Raw genomic sequence first — 14,040 nt, 5'->3', positions numbered from 1 at the left:
TGCCTTAGCCCTTGGCCTTGTCGCGCTTCCGGCGCGCCAGTTCCTTTATCTGCTCGTTGGTGAGCTTGGGCGCGTGGGCGATCTTATTGACGGCAGCCTCAAAGGCTTCGTCGGATTGGTCGGTGCCGAGTTCGCGCGCAGCCTCCTCGAATTTCTCTTTTTGGGTTTTTTCTTTCATGATCCCTAATGCTTCGATGGCATCAGCCCTTTGATTTTTTCCAGCTTTTGAATGAACTCCGACAGATCGTCGGCGTTGTCGAATTGGTAGTGACCCGACACGGTTTCCATATCGAAAACGATTGGTTTTAACGTCGGCTGAGCCGGCGGGGGGCGGGGTCTGCGGGAATGGGTCCCAAGCTGGCGATTGGTTTTTGTTTTCCATGACTTTACCCTTATCAACTTCGGGGTCAGGCTTGCCTGCACCCTCATCGGTTTCGGGCGATTCTAGAGTGCGTCACGACATCATGCGAGGCGAATTCCTGGCCAACGCGGCGATACATGCCAGCCTCGTCCGTCATCAACGCGCTTTCCTTGGCGATGTTGGCGCGGACAATCGGCATGATCGTGCCAATGCGGGCGGTATCAACGTGGAAGGAACGGGCGCGCCCACCACGCTCTACCAGCGTGACAAAGGTATTCTTGTGAGAGCCGCCGCCGGGCTTCACAGGAGTGCCCTTAAGACGACCAATGTAGGTCTCGTCAACCTCGACGGTCTTGCCGTTGCTACCCATCGGGGCAAGCTCGCCAGACGCCATTGCAAGGCGAATGCGGTGGCACAGGAACCAAGCTGCCTCATAGGTGCATTCGAGTATGCGGTGCATCTGGTGAGCGCTGATACCCTTCTTAGAGGCGCACATAAGGTGGATGGCCTGTAGCCACTTGGTCAGCGGCAGATGGCTTTCCTCGAAGATCGTTCCCATGCGGACGGTGAACTGCGAGCGGCAGGCGCTGCACTTGTACAGGCCGTGACGCTCGACACCGTTCGGGTTCTTCTTGGAAGGCTTAGTGCGAACACCCTTCAATGCGTAGTGGCGATCAACGCTACCGCACTTGGGGCAAACCGGACCATTCGGCCACAGTATTGACTCCACATGCTCGAAAGCCTTTGCTTCGTCATGGAACTCGGGGCGGGACAGAATGGACATGGAAATCTCCTATGTCCTTACCCCACGTAATCACTTTGGGTTTGTCAACCAGATAATCGCCTCTCAAAGAAGGTGGAAGCCCACGCCAACGCGGTAGCGCTGCACTTCATGTATTACAACTTTGTTCGCATCCACGCCTCACTACCGCATGACGTCGGCAATGGCCGCTGGTGTGACTGACAAGCTTTGGGAGATTGGCGATATCGTCGCGCTAATCGAGGCTAAGGAAGTCGAGAAGACGACAACTCGGTGCCCTTACAAAAAGCGCGTTGCCGAAATAGGAACTGAGAGCCGCAACCATTAACATGGCTGGGTGGTTGGGCATGTAGTGGTCCCGGGTGCATCTTCGCTCATCGGGAAAAGCCGGAGTGAGGGTATGCCGGAGGCGCCTTCGGCTCTTCCTTTTTTTAAGGGAGTGACTGATGGAACGCGATCCCCTTACCGTCATCGGTAACCAGGAAGTCCGCGCGCAAGTGGCGAGCTACATCCATTCTTTCTGGTGCCGACGGATTGGCCAGAGGAGATTGATGCGCTTTTGAAGAGCCTGCACTGATCGCCGTCAAATTTCAAACTGACCCACTACCCAATCTCGGGAGAAACAAAGTTGCGCTGAGAGCGTTGGAGCTTGTTCACGGGCCAGAGCAGCATGACCAGATACTATTTCCACGTTGACAACGGCACCTTCGTCCCCGACCCTGAAGGGGTCGATCTCCCGGATTTAGACGCGGCGCGGCAGGAAGCAGTGCGCACTGCTGGCGAGATGATAAACGACAGCAAGCAGTCTTTCTGGGAGCATATGACGCCTTGGATCATGAATGTGACGGATGATGAGAATCATCTCCTGTTCACGCTTCAGTTCGCGGCGAAAGTGCCTTCAGGCGATGCGCTCTACATCCCGCGCATGGAGGCTGAGCGCGACTAGGGTTGAGCCCGACAAAGAAGCCCGCCGGCCAAAGCCAGCGGCAGAGTTACTGGAGTAGGGTTCGCTAAGTGGAAAGATGCGCGACAGGCTGGTCGGGGGACAGCGGAAAGCAGCGCGAACTCGGCAGCGAAACCGGTGGAAAGACATAAAAACTTATGTCAATGCAATTATGCTAATTTAGCTTCCGATTAGCCGACTCTCCCCTACGAGTCGGTTAGGCCCGGCGGTTTAACCCACGCACCCCAACGCGGAACTGTCGGGCCGCTAGCTTGGGGCGGCGTCCAGGCTTTGCGCCGCCAGGAAGGCAACGAATGAGCAGGCAGCGAGAATATTAGCGAAGGCTTGACGAACCCAGCCGTCGCACACTCAAGGGCATGGCGAAGGGTAACATCAACATTGGCGACGAGGTCGCGATCATGGCGACGGTGCGCCGGCGAGTCACACGAGGATCGCGTCAGCGTCGCAATCCCTGGCTACAACCAGCCGCATTCGATCCTCGACCGGACATCGAAGGTCAGCAAGGGTCGGCCGATCGAGCTGGTGGCGATGTCACGCATGTCGATGGGGCAAAGGTCACCGTGAACCTCGGCATTCGTGTCACCGTCGATGCCGAAATAGTCACTCTGAAGACGCGCTATGTGCCTCCGAAGCGGAAGGCGCCGCTCATCGACAAGGCGTCCTAAAAGAAAACCCGCCGGCCGGAACCTGGGGGATTATGCAGTTCGGCTGATCGGTGATAGATCAAGCCGGCTCAGGCGGAGGCACAGACGGTCCGGCAACGATAACGGAAAGTTTGCCCTTGCGAACGAGGACGGGCTTCTCGTAGGTCTTCTTCGCTGAAAACTCCCCCAAGGTTGAAGATCCCTCAAACGCGGTGAAAATGACCGGCGCCACCGCTGGTTGTCAAGACAAGAAAGCCCGCCGGCCAAAGCCAGCGGGCAGTTACTGGAGTAGCCTGGGCGCGCAAACTGGCAACGTGCGCGGCACGCTACTCAGCAACAGCGCAAAACCCGAGTAGTTCCCTCGACACCTGTGTCTTGCTCCGTCAGTCGTAATATCCGTCGGACGAACGTCTTATCCGCCAACTCATAAGTCCCGAAGGCGAAACATCTTCCGCAGATCTTCATTAGGAGGTGCTGGCGAGCATAGTCCCTTCGTCGCCAGGTCATGGATGCCCGCCACTACCTGCGATGATGGTGGGCATCCATCATTCAAAAGGTGCCGGATTGCCGCTTCCTCAAGAACTTGAAGACGAATATCTCACCTTTGAATGCCCACGATGCGAACGCGCGATCGTTCGAAAAGGCATATGGTTCAAGACCATTTCCTCATTCAAATGCCTGTCCTGCAAGGCGGCGGTGAGGCTTGGATACGCCGAGAAGCTACACCTCTTCGAGAAGCACAGGCATCTGATAGCGACCCGACAAACCGATGATGTAAAAGCCTCGCCGGCCGGAGCCGACGGGCGCTAAAATGCGGTGTCGTCAGCCTGGCGGCAGGACGACTACAACAGACGCCGTTGCAACGACTGCGGAAAGCTTGCCCTGGCGCACCAGCATGGGCTTCTCGCAGGCCTTCTTCATGGGAATTCCCCCGGTTTCGGTTGATCCCTCAAACACCATGACACTGTCCCCTGGCCTTCTTTGGTTGCCAAGCTGGGAGAAACAAAGTTGCCCCGCAACAGTTTGGGCCTGTCCAACAAGGGCAAAGCATCATGACAACCTATTATTTCCACGTCGACAACGGCGAATTCATCCCCGACGGAGATGGTGTCGATCTCCCGGATCTGGACGCGGCGCGGCAAGAAGCCGTGCGTGCTGCGGGCGAGATGATAAACGAGAGCAAGCGCTCGTTCTGGGAGGGTATGACGCCTTGGATCATGAATATGACGGACGATGAAAATCATCTCCTGTTTACGCTTCAGTTCGCGGCGAAAGTGCCTTCAGGAAACGCGCTCTACATCCCGCAAACGGAGGCTGACCACGCCTAGACTAGGCCACCGCCCGACAAAAAACCCGCCGGCCGGAGCCGGGGTTGGAGGTAGGTTTGAAATGACCAGGAGCCATCCTGGCAATTCTCAAGTGGCAGGTGTCAAAGGTTCCGTCAAGGGACGCGGCGCCGAGCCAAGCGGTGCGCTCAAATATCAAATGAAAAAGCCCGCCGGCCAGGGCCAGCGGGCAAAGGTTGGCTATGGTCTCGACCCACCAAAGGGACGAACCAACACAATACGCGCAGCGGGCGGCGAGCGCTTTCACAAATGTTAAGGCACTGCTTGCTTCAGTTGACGCTGTTCCAACTGGTCAATCCGCTCAGTCAGGCGTTTGATGTAATCGGATAGGGTGTAGGTATTCCCGAATCGCTTGCCGGTTCCGCTCGCAAGGCCAGCCTCGCGCTTGCTCGTGAACTCCTCAACGTAGCCGTACCGTCCGACGATGACACCACGGACGAACCGGACAACTTCCGCCCGCCATGCCCATGCTGTGACGGCCGCATGATCGTGATCGAGGTGTTCGAACGATGGAGGCAGCCGCGCGAACCGCCACACGGTTCCCGGTCGACCGGGAGCAGCACGCCATGTCCCGGCATGGAATGGTTCAGCCTTCAGCTGCGGGCACTCAGCCTCCGGCAGCGGATCGACACACATCTATGGTGATGATCGACTCCGACAGAGCCGCGCCCGGCCGCCCACCGTCCCGACAACACCGCGCGGAGGCGCAACGAAGCGGTCTGTCCGTATTCACCCCAGAGTTCCCCGGTCGCGCCATTGCCGACATCTGCCAAAATCCGAAATCCCCATAGCCATCACCTGTGGCCCACGGGTTCCTTCCTCGGGGACTTTCGTACGCTTGCCGGCGCCCGAAACTCTTCACGGAAGCGGAAGGTCCGGTTAGGGGATGGTTGAGGTAAACTACGAAGCCGACGTTCCAGCCCGCATAGTCTCGACGGCTTCGGAGCGAAGCGGATATGGCGACCGCGCGGGCCAACTCAGCGAGCGGTCAGTGATAGTAAATGCCGCCGTCGACGTTGAGCGCCTGGCCAGTGACAAAGGCCGAGAGATCGGAGGCGAAGAACAGCGCCGGGCCTATGATATCCTCCGGCGCGCCGAGGCGCTTCAGCGCGGCGACGTCCTCCCAGTGGCGGATGGCGGCTTCGCTGCCCAGATTGTTCTTGCCCATTTCGGTCAGGATGATGCCGGGGCAGATCGCGTTGACGGTGACCCCGTCCATGCCGACCTCCTGCGCCAGCACGCGGGTGAGCGTTATCACCACCGCCTTGGTCGCGGCGTAGTGGCCCTGCGTCGGCACGCCCTGCCGGCCGGCGATCGACGCGATGTTGATCACCCTGCCCGACTTCCTGGCGCGCATATGCGGCAGCACCGCCTGGCACATCATCAGCACGCCCTTGGCGTTGACGTCGAAATGCGCGTCCCAATTGGCCTCGTCGAGATCCTGCAGCAGGCTGGGCTTGAGGATACCGGCATTGTTGACCAGCACGTCGATGCTTCCGGCAGCCTTGAGCAGCGCCTGCGCGGTGGCTTCGATGTCCTTCTTCTTGCTGACGTCCATCGTGTAGACATAGGCCTTGCGGCCGGCCGCCTCGATCTCGCCTTTGGTCACGTCGAGCTCGGCCGCCTGCGATTGCAGATCGGTGATGGCAACGTCGAAGCCCGCTTCGGCGAGCCCCTTTGCGAGCGCCCTGCCGATGCCACGGCTGGCGCCGGTGACGAGAGCCGTCTTGCCCTTGGCCTCAGGAAGAATGGTCATGCTGCTTCCACCTTTGATGTCTTGACCGGAAGCGAGTTCATCGCCGCGATCGTGTCGTCGAACGAAACGAGTTTGCCGTCGGAGCCGAGCCCCATCGCCACCTTGGCGGCGACGGCGCTGGCAAAGCGTGCGGACTGCCTCAGGTCCCAGCCCTTGACGATGCCGACGATGATGCCGGCGGTGAAGGAGTCGCCGCAGCCCGTGGTGTCGAACAGCTCGACCTCGAAGGCCGGCAGATGGAAATCGTCGCGATGCTCGGGCGAGACATAGACGCCGCCGGCACCGAGCGTGAGGATGCAGTTCTTCACGCCCCTCGCCTTGAAGAAGGCAGCGACGCGGGCCGGATCGCGGTCATGCGCCATCTCACCGGCCTCGTCGATGCTGGGCACGAAATAGTCGATGTAGGGCAGGCACGGCTCGACCAGCTTCCAGGTCTCCGGCGTCGCCTGGATGAGATCGAAAGTGGTGACGCGGCCAAGCTCCTTGGCGCGCTTCAAGAGCCTGACGGTCGGCTCGCCATCAAAGCGCTTCAGCAGGCCGGTGCCGCCGACATGGACGACGGTGGCGTCGAGCGCCGCGTCGAGATCGGCATCGGCGACCTCGAACAGGGTGGCGGTGCCGGGAACATGCAAGGCTGGCCGCTCGCCGTTCGGCCGCACCGGCAGGATGGTGGATGACGTCTGGACGCTGCCGTCACGGCGCACAAGGCTCGTCTCCAGCCCATATTTCTGAAGTTTGGCCAGGAACCAGTCGCCCATGTCGTCGGTGCCGAGCGTGGTGACCGCCCGGGTCTTCAGGCCGAGGATGGCGCAGTCCATCCCGGTCGCGCCGGCCGTGCCGGCGACAGTCATGCGGATTTCCTCAATATAGTCGGCGCGGCCGCCTTCGGGGATGCGCGAGACCGGCCGTCCCAGGATGTCGAGGACGTAGAAGCCGATCGAGCTGACGTCGAATTGTGGCATGGCTGACTGGACCTTTCGAACTCAATGGGCGGCGCGGCGCAGGCCGAAGCTTGCGGCCAGCACCAGGAAGACGAGCACGCCGATGCCGACCTGCTGCCAGTAGAAATTCCAGCCGACGAGCAGCAGCCCGTTCTTGACGATGGCGAGCAGCAGCACGCCGAGCAGCGTGCCGATCACCGAGGGCTTGCGCTCGCGGCTGAGCGTCGTGCCGATGAAGGTGGCGCCAATCGCGTCGAGCAGGAAAGCGTTGCCCGACAGCGGCACGTAGGACTTCACCGTCGCGGACAACAATATACCTGTGATGCCGGCAAGCAGCGCGCACAGCACATGCACCATCGACAATTCGCGCGGCACGCGGATGCCGGAATACCAGGCGACGCCGGGCTGGGCGCCCATGGCCTGGACATAGCGGCCGAAGACCGCGCGATGCAGCAGGAGATGGACCGCGACCGCCAGGACGATCAGCACGATGACCGGCGTCGGTATTCCGAACATAGCGGTGCGGGCAATGGCGTTGAATTGGTCTGCTGCATAGCCGCTTGTTAGATAGATCGGCTGGCCACCGCTGGTGGCGAGCTGCTGCGTGCTCTGCCCGATGAAGAGCACGCCGAGCGTCGCCAGGAAGGGGCTGATGTTGAGCCTGGTGATGAGGATCGCATTCAGCAGGCCGACGATCAGCGCGGCGCCGAGCCCGCCCGCGACGCCGACCGCGCCGCTGTAGCCGGCGGCCAGCAGCATGACGAAGATCATGCTTGCCATGTCGACGGACACGCCGACCGAAAGGTCGATGCCGCCCGACGAGATGACGATGGTCAGCCCCAGCGCCACGATCGCCAGCATGACGACGTTGTTGACCAGCACGTTGAAGAGATTGGCCGGCGTCAGGAAGGTCGGGCTCGCCACCGAAAAGAAGATGACGATGGCCGCGAAGGCAATGAGCACGCTGTATTTGGCGAGGAAGCCGCGCAGGCTCGCCTTGGCTGCGTTCTCGTTGGCCGAGACACTCATCGCGAACCCTCCGAACCGCGGGCAAAGGATGTGATCGCCACCACCAGCAGGATCAGCGCGCCCTGCACCCCGTTGACCCAATAGCTGGAGACGTTGAGCAGTTGGAAGCCGTTGGCCAGAAGGCCGATGAATAGCACGCTGAGCAGCGTGCCGCCCATGGTCGGCACGAAGCGGCGGGAAAAGACCGTGCCGAGCAATGCCGCCGCCAGCACTGACAGGAGCAGCTCGCCGGAACCGGGTGTGCTGGCCGACAGGCGAGAGACGGTGAGGATGCTCGCTACAGCAGCACAGAAGCCGCTGAGGATGTACGTGAAGGAGACGTAGAACGGGACGCCGATACCGGCCGCCCGCGCTGCCTCGGGATGACCGCCGACAGCGTAGAGCCTGAGCCCGAATGCCGTGCCGTGGACGACTGCGATCATGATAGCGGAGAAGACGATCAGCGCCCAGGCAAGCGCCGAGATGCCGAGGAAGCTTCCCGAAACCAGCACGCCGAGCAGCGGCGAGGATGCGCCGACGACCGTGTTCTGGGTGAGCGTGAGTTCCATGCCGGCCGCGACATTGAGCACGGCAAGCGTCGCAAGCAGGGGAAGGATGCCGAGGCCGACCACGGCAAGGGCGTTCAACGCGCCGACCGCCATGCCGACGGCGATGGCCGCGAGCACCGAAAGGAAGTCGCCATAGCCCATCGACAAAAGTGTCGCGTAGACGGCGGCGCAGAGCCCCATATTGGCGGCGATCGACAGGTCGATGCCGCCTTCGGTGACATCGGACCCGCCGCCGATGATGACGGCCGTCATGCCATAGGCGAGCACGCCTAGGATCGCCGACTGCTCGACGACATTGATCAGGTTGAAGGTCGAGGTGAAGCCCGGCGCGAAGATGACGAAATAGGCCATGATCGCGGCGAAGGCGGCGATCGCGCCAAGCCGCACGACCAGCGCGCCGAAGCGCCGGCCCGCGCTTTTGACGGCGGCTTGCTTTTCATCGGACGCGCCGACTTCGGTGTGGAGAACAGTCGCGCTCATGCGGCCACTCCACCGGTGATCGAGCGCGCACCGGACGAAGCGGCGAGCAGCGCGTCGCTGTTCATCGAAGGACCGGAGAAGCTGCCGGCGAGCCTGCCGCGATAGACGACCAGAACGCGGTCGCAGACGCCGACCAGTTCGAGCAGGTCGGAGGACAGAAGCAGGATCGCCGCGCCCTCTCCCGCCAATCGGTTCAACAGATTGTAGATCTCGACCTTGGCGCCGACATCGACGGCGACTGTCGGCTCGTCCAGCACATAGACGCGCGACTGGCAGCTCAGCCATTTGGCCAAAGCCACCTTCTGCTGGTTGCCGCCAGAGAGCTCGCGCACCAGCGCGTCGCGATGCGGCGTCTTGATCGACAGTTCCTTGATCAGGCCGTCGACCGCCTTGTTCTCCAAGCCGCGGCTGACCATGCCGCTCCTGGAGTAGCGGCGCAGGCTGGCCAAAGAAATATTCTCGCGCACCGACAGGCCAAGCGCCACTCCATGCGCGCGGCGATCTTCCGGCAGCATCGCAATGCCGTCGCGCACCGCCTTGACCGGCGTCGACAACGCAAGCTCCCTACCCTCGACCTTGACCTGGCCGCCATCGGCGGTCTTGAGGCCGAACAGACACTGGACGATTTCCTTGGCGCCGGAGCCGAGCAGGCCGGTGAGGCCGACGATCTCGCCGGCGCGCACGTTGAAGCCGATATTCTCGAAGCTGCCGCCGAGGCGGAGGGAGGAAACCTCCAGGACCGGGGCGCCTAGAGTGACCGAGCGCTTCGGGAACATCTCGCCGACATCGCGGGCGATCATCATCGAGATGATCTCGTCGATCGACGTCGGGCGCGGATCGACCGTGCCGACATCGGTACCGTTGCGCATCACGGTGACGCGGTCGCAGAGCTTCTCGATCTCCTGCATGTAGTGGGAAATGAAGACCACGGCGATGCCGTCGTCGCGCAGCCGGCGCAGCACGTCGAACAGGCTGTCGACCTCGCGTTTGACCAATGCCGCGGTCGGCTCGTCGAGCACCAGCACCGACGCTTTCTGAGCCAGCGCGCGGGTGATCTGCACGACCTTCTGCTGCGCGGTCGTCAGGTCTTTCACAAGAGTTCCCGCTGGCAATTCCATGCCGAAGAAGCGCTTCAACAGGTCCGCGGCCCTGCGCTCCATGGCGCGGCGGCTGACGAACGGGCCGAGGCCGATTTCGTGGCCGAGGAAGACAGCTTCGCCGACGGTCGCGGTCGGCACCAAAAGCCTGTCTTGGTGGATGAAATGCACGCCGAGCTTTTCGACCGAAGCCGGCGTCAGCGTGCTGACGGTCTCGCCGTTGATGAGGATGGTGCCGCTGTCCGGCTTGATGATGCCGGCCAGCACCTTGATGATAGTCGACTTGCCGGCACCGTTCTGGCCGACAAGGCCGAGGATCGAGCCGCGCGCGATCTCGAGGTTGGCGTTTTCCAGCGCGCGAACCGGTCCGAACCGCTTCGATATGCCCGTCATCGATACAGCAATGTCACGCTTTGCTGTCTGCATGGCCGTCAATCCTGGTTGGATATGACGGGCAGCCACAGTCGTTGGGCTGCCCGTCGTTTCGTTCCGTCCTATTTAACGCCAGCCTTCTCGGCGGCGTCGAGGAACGGCTTTCCTTTTTCGGCGGCGTTTTCCTTGTTGATCAGCACCGAAGGCACGAAAGTGAAGGGCGGCACCTTCTGGCCAGCCAAGTACTTGGCGACGTTGTCGACCGAGGTCTTGCCGATCTCATAGGGCTGTTGCGCTGCCACGGCGCCGGCGGACGACTTCGGATCCATCACCATCTTGATGACTTCCGGGCTGCCGTCGATGCCATAGGTCTTGACTTCGTTGCGGCCGGCGGCTTCGACCGCCTGCGTGGCGCCGATCTGCGGCACGTCCCAGCAAGCCCAGACCGCGCCGATCGAGCCCTTCTCGGGCGACTTGGTCAGCATGTCGGTGACGTTGGAATAGGCGCTCTGCACCGTATTGGGGATAACGTCGCGCAGCTCGGGCTCGACGATCTTCACATCCGGGAACGAGGTCAGCACATATTTCAGCTGGTCGTAGCGGATCTTGCAGACCGGCACGCTGTAGAAGCCGTTGAAGACCAGCACATTACCCTTGCCGCCCATGTCGGCGACCATCTGCAAGGCGATCTCGGCGCCGATATTGTAGTTGTTGGAGGTCGTGTTGTTGATGGCGTGCGGGGTGGCGGTATCGACCGTGAACAGCGGGATGCCGGCATCGCGGATCTTCTGCAGCCACGGGTTCAGCACTTCGAGATTGCCGAGCTGCTCGATGATGGCGTCGGGCTTCTGCGCGATCAGCGTCTGCAGTTGCGCGATCTGCTGCTGGTCCTTGCGACCGGCGTCGAGCGCGATGACTTCGCCGCCGAGCTCCTTGACGCGGTCCTGGATGCCTTTGAAGGCCATCAGGTCCCAGTAATGGTCCGTGCCGATGGCCGAGACGCCAATGCGCTTGCCCTTGAGCGACAGCTCCTCGGCGGTTGCGCCCGAGACGGCGGCAAGGCTGCAAGCCGCCGCCAACCCCAGGGCGAGCGCCTTAACGAGGCCTTTCATGGATCTGGTCATTTCATTTCCTCCCTTCTTGATCGCTCCGGGCCTTCCGGAGGATTCTGCCTGATGGCCGCCGCTCAGGCGGCGGCCTCCTCGCCGCGCAGACCGTAGCTCGCCATGCGCTTGATGACGTTTTCGATCTCCTCGTCGGACAGCACCGGCGGCTCTCCGATCTGCAGGGCGCCGTGATACTGGCGCGCCAGCGTCTCGACCTCGACGGCAAGCCACATGGCCTGAGCGAGGCTCGATCCGACAGCGATCATGCCGTGCTGGGCAAGCAGGCAGGCCTTGCGGTCGCGCAGCGCCTCCACGGCATGCGCCGAAAGCTCGGCCGTGCCGAAGGTGGCGTAGGGCGCGCAGCGTATGTCGCTGCCGCCGCCGACCGCGACCATGTAATGGATCGCCGGTATTTTCCTGCCCATGATGGCGATCGTGGTGCAGTAGGTCGGATGGGCGTGGACGACGGCGTTGACCTCGGGCCGCGCCTTCATGACGTCGAAATGGAAGCGCCATTCGCTGGACGGCGGCAGGCGGCCGTCGACCTCGCCATCCCAGCCCATGAAGACGATGTCTTCCGGCTGCAGCGTGTCATAGGGCGTGCTGGTCGGCGAGATCAGCATGCCGTCGCCATGGCGCCGGCTGATGTTGCCGGATGTGCCCTGGTTGATGCCCAGCGCGTTCATCTGGATGCAGGCATCGATGATGGCCTGGCGCGCCTCTAGATCCGAAACGGTCATGCGATATACCAATCCTTGCGAGGCCAATTACCAGGCCGTGTAACCGCCATCGATCGACAGGATCGCGCCGGTGACGTAGCTCGAGGCCGGTGAGGCCAGGAACAGGATCGCCGAGGCGATCTCCTTCGGCGTACCCAGCCGGCCCATCGGCGTCATGTCGATCCAGGTGTTGAAGAGTTCGGGACGCTCGCGCATCTTCAGCGTCATCTCGGTGCCAACGTAACCCGGGGCCAGCGCGTTGACGCGCACGCCCGATTTCGCCCACTCGACCGCGAGCGCCTTGGTCATCATGTGCACGGCGCCCTTGCTCACCATGTAGGACGGCGCCGTCTGCGGGCGGTTGATGATCAGGCCCGACATCGAGCCGAGATTGACGATGGAACCCTTGTTGCGGTCGACCATCGAGCGGCCGAAGGCGCGCGAGGCCCAGTAGACGCCGTTGACGTTGACATCCATCACCAGGCGCCATTCCTCGTCCGGCGTGTCGAGCGCGGTGTTGAGGCGCGCGATGCCGGCGCTGTTGACCAGGATATCGACCTTGCCGAAGTCAGCTACGACCTTGGCAGCCATCGCCTCGACGGCTTCCGGATTGGTGACGTCGAGCACGCGGCCATCGACGCTTACGACACCGGCGGACTCGAGCGCCTCGGCGCCGGCCTTCAGCCCATCCGCATTCATGTCGAGCAGGACGATATTCGCGCCGCAAGTTCCGAGCGCCTTAGCGGCCTCCAAGCCGATGCCGCTGGCGCCGCCGGTGACGACGGCGACCTCGCCCGTCAGGTCGAATTGCGACCGGTAATCCATGCACGTCCTCCATCAGGACAGGCTCGAGCGCGGGCAACATTCGCCCTCGCCGCCGAGGCAGCGCCGCAAGCCGACCGGTCCTGATAATGCCTCCGGGGTCAGGCTCCTCCCGACCCCATGGCGAGCACGTTACAGAAGCTTCCGGGGTCCGTCAATCTGGTTATAACCAGAAAACAGCAATCTTTTTTGAATGATCCATGATCAGGTGCGGTCGACGCCATTCACCGTCGCCGAAGGCTGCTCGACCGCCATGTGGATGCGAGCCACGGAGGAGTTGTAGAAGGCCTCATAATATTCGAGCGCGGCGCCGTCGGCGTCATAAGCGATCGACTCGATCTCGATCAGCGGCGTGTTGGCGGCGACGCCCATCTCATCGGCCTCTTCCTTGGTGGGCAGGGCGGCGCGCAGCCAGCGGTCGGCGCGCTTCACGGTCAGGCCGAAGACGGCGCGGATGGTGCCGAAGATCGACTGGTTTTCCGACAGGATGTTCTCCAGGCCCGGTACCCGATGTCCCGGCAGGCTGATGCGCGTCATGGTGATCGGCGCGCCGTCGGTCATGTAGACGCGGCTGATGCGGACCACGCTGCCATTGGCGGGAATGCCGAAAACCTTCGACTCCTTCTCGTTCGGCGGGCAGCGGTAGATCCCCAGCGTGCGGGTCGAGACCTTGTGGCCTTTGGCGGTCAGGTCGTCGAACACACCGAGATTGGCGGTCATGAAGTCGACATGCTCGCGGGGTGCCGCGACGAACATGCCCTTGCGCGGCATCTTGATGATGCGCCCTTCGTTGGAAAGCGAGCCGATCGCAGCGCGCACGACAGGGCGCGAGACGCCGAAGAAATCGCAAAGCGCCTGTTCGGAGGGAATGCGCGAATTGGCGGCCAGCAGGCCGGTGTTGATCGCTTCCTCGACCTGGTTGCGCAACTGCACCCAGAGGGGTGCGGCCTCGTCGCGGTTGAGCTTGACCTTGGAGCCGATCGAGCGGAAAGCCTCGGCCGCCTCGGCATCTTCCTGGTCGTAACGAGGACGCCCGCGCATTCTGGTTGCTTGTTCCATCATCGGTCTTCAGGCTGCGGGCAAACCGCCCGGTAT

The 14,040-nt window shown here is 62.1% G+C and carries 14 protein-coding genes and 2 pseudogenes; 4 read left to right on the top strand and 12 right to left on the bottom strand.

The window, feature by feature from the left end; translation table 11 throughout:
• Positions 1 to 4 precede the first annotated feature (4 nt).
• Together FJ430_RS11720 and FJ430_RS11715 are read right to left on the bottom strand one after the other, a co-directional pair.
• Positions 5 to 382, bottom strand: a complete 378-nt coding sequence (locus FJ430_RS11720; protein WP_140711025.1) for a hypothetical protein — start codon at positions 380 to 382, stop codon at positions 5 to 7.
• Between the two features lie 67 nt (positions 383 to 449).
• Positions 450 to 1,145: pseudogene (locus tag FJ430_RS11715) on the bottom strand (IS1595 family transposase); the annotation flags it as partial.
• 54 nt (positions 1,146 to 1,199) lie between these two features.
• Between FJ430_RS11715 and FJ430_RS11710 the strand changes: the two are divergent.
• The 4 genes and pseudogenes from FJ430_RS11710 to FJ430_RS11695 form a co-directional block, all read left to right on the top strand.
• Positions 1,200 to 1,449, top strand: a pseudogene (locus FJ430_RS11710) (hypothetical protein); the annotation flags it as partial.
• Between the two features lie 342 nt (positions 1,450 to 1,791).
• Entirely contained in the window at positions 1,792 to 2,067 is a 276-nt protein-coding gene (locus FJ430_RS11705) for a DUF6894 family protein (RefSeq protein WP_140646306.1), read from the top strand.
• 374 nt (positions 2,068 to 2,441) lie between these two features.
• Positions 2,442 to 2,750, top strand: a complete 309-nt coding sequence (locus FJ430_RS11700; RefSeq protein WP_226892165.1) for a hypothetical protein — start codon at positions 2,442 to 2,444, stop codon at positions 2,748 to 2,750.
• Positions 2,751 to 3,781: 1,031 nt separating this feature from the next.
• Positions 3,782 to 4,057: a DUF6894 family protein gene (locus FJ430_RS11695; RefSeq protein ID WP_140711024.1), complete on the top strand. Its 276-nt coding sequence runs from the start codon at positions 3,782 to 3,784 to the stop codon at positions 4,055 to 4,057.
• A 270-nt stretch (positions 4,058 to 4,327) separates the two neighbouring features.
• Here the strand turns inward: FJ430_RS11695 and FJ430_RS11690 are convergent, their stop codons facing one another.
• The 10 genes from FJ430_RS11690 to FJ430_RS11645 all read right to left on the bottom strand — a co-directional run bounded on the left by FJ430_RS11690 (position 4,328) and on the right by FJ430_RS11645 (position 13,986).
• On the bottom strand, positions 4,328 to 4,711 hold the full coding sequence (locus FJ430_RS11690) for a hypothetical protein (protein WP_181175599.1): 384 nt from the start codon (positions 4,709 to 4,711) through the stop codon (positions 4,328 to 4,330).
• A 352-nt stretch (positions 4,712 to 5,063) separates the two neighbouring features.
• A complete protein-coding gene (locus FJ430_RS11685; protein WP_140646310.1) occupies positions 5,064 to 5,831 on the bottom strand; it encodes an SDR family NAD(P)-dependent oxidoreductase in 768 nt (255 codons plus the stop codon).
• Complete coding sequence (locus tag FJ430_RS11680) at positions 5,828 to 6,793, bottom strand: carbohydrate kinase family protein (RefSeq protein ID WP_140711023.1); 966 nt, start codon at positions 6,791 to 6,793, stop codon at positions 5,828 to 5,830. Before FJ430_RS11680 ends, FJ430_RS11685 begins: the two co-directional genes overlap by 4 nt.
• Before the next feature lie 21 nt (positions 6,794 to 6,814).
• Positions 6,815 to 7,801: an ABC transporter permease gene (locus FJ430_RS11675; RefSeq protein ID WP_140711022.1), complete on the bottom strand. Its 987-nt coding sequence runs from the start codon at positions 7,799 to 7,801 to the stop codon at positions 6,815 to 6,817.
• Positions 7,798 to 8,829: an ABC transporter permease gene (locus FJ430_RS11670; RefSeq protein WP_140646313.1), complete on the bottom strand. Its 1,032-nt coding sequence runs from the start codon at positions 8,827 to 8,829 to the stop codon at positions 7,798 to 7,800. Before FJ430_RS11670 ends, FJ430_RS11675 begins: the two co-directional genes overlap by 4 nt.
• The gene (locus FJ430_RS11665) at positions 8,826 to 10,352 is read right to left on the bottom strand and encodes a sugar ABC transporter ATP-binding protein (protein ID WP_181175598.1); all 1,527 of its coding nucleotides are present in this window, start codon (positions 10,350 to 10,352) and stop codon (positions 8,826 to 8,828) included. The genes FJ430_RS11670 and FJ430_RS11665 overlap by 4 nt, the downstream gene beginning before the upstream one ends.
• Positions 10,353 to 10,420: 68 nt before the next feature.
• Entirely contained in the window at positions 10,421 to 11,422 is a 1,002-nt protein-coding gene (locus FJ430_RS11660) for a sugar ABC transporter substrate-binding protein (RefSeq protein ID WP_210242124.1), read from the bottom strand.
• Positions 11,423 to 11,484: 62 nt separating this feature from the next.
• Positions 11,485 to 12,144, bottom strand: a complete 660-nt coding sequence (locus tag FJ430_RS11655) for an L-fuculose-phosphate aldolase (protein WP_140711021.1) — start codon at positions 12,142 to 12,144, stop codon at positions 11,485 to 11,487.
• 27 nt (positions 12,145 to 12,171) lie between these two features.
• Entirely contained in the window at positions 12,172 to 12,948 is a 777-nt protein-coding gene (locus FJ430_RS11650) for an SDR family NAD(P)-dependent oxidoreductase (protein ID WP_140711020.1), read from the bottom strand.
• Between the two features lie 201 nt (positions 12,949 to 13,149).
• A complete protein-coding gene (locus FJ430_RS11645) occupies positions 13,150 to 13,986 on the bottom strand; it encodes a GntR family transcriptional regulator (protein ID WP_140711019.1) in 837 nt (278 codons plus the stop codon).
• Between the last annotated feature and the right edge of the window lie 54 nt (positions 13,987 to 14,040).

Origin of the sequence: Mesorhizobium sp. B2-8-5, from assembly GCF_006440675.2 — a bacterium.
GTDB lineage: Bacteria > Pseudomonadota > Alphaproteobacteria > Rhizobiales > Rhizobiaceae > Mesorhizobium.
Note: the sequence above shows the minus strand (reverse complement) of the source record. Positions and strands in the feature narration are given on the sequence as shown.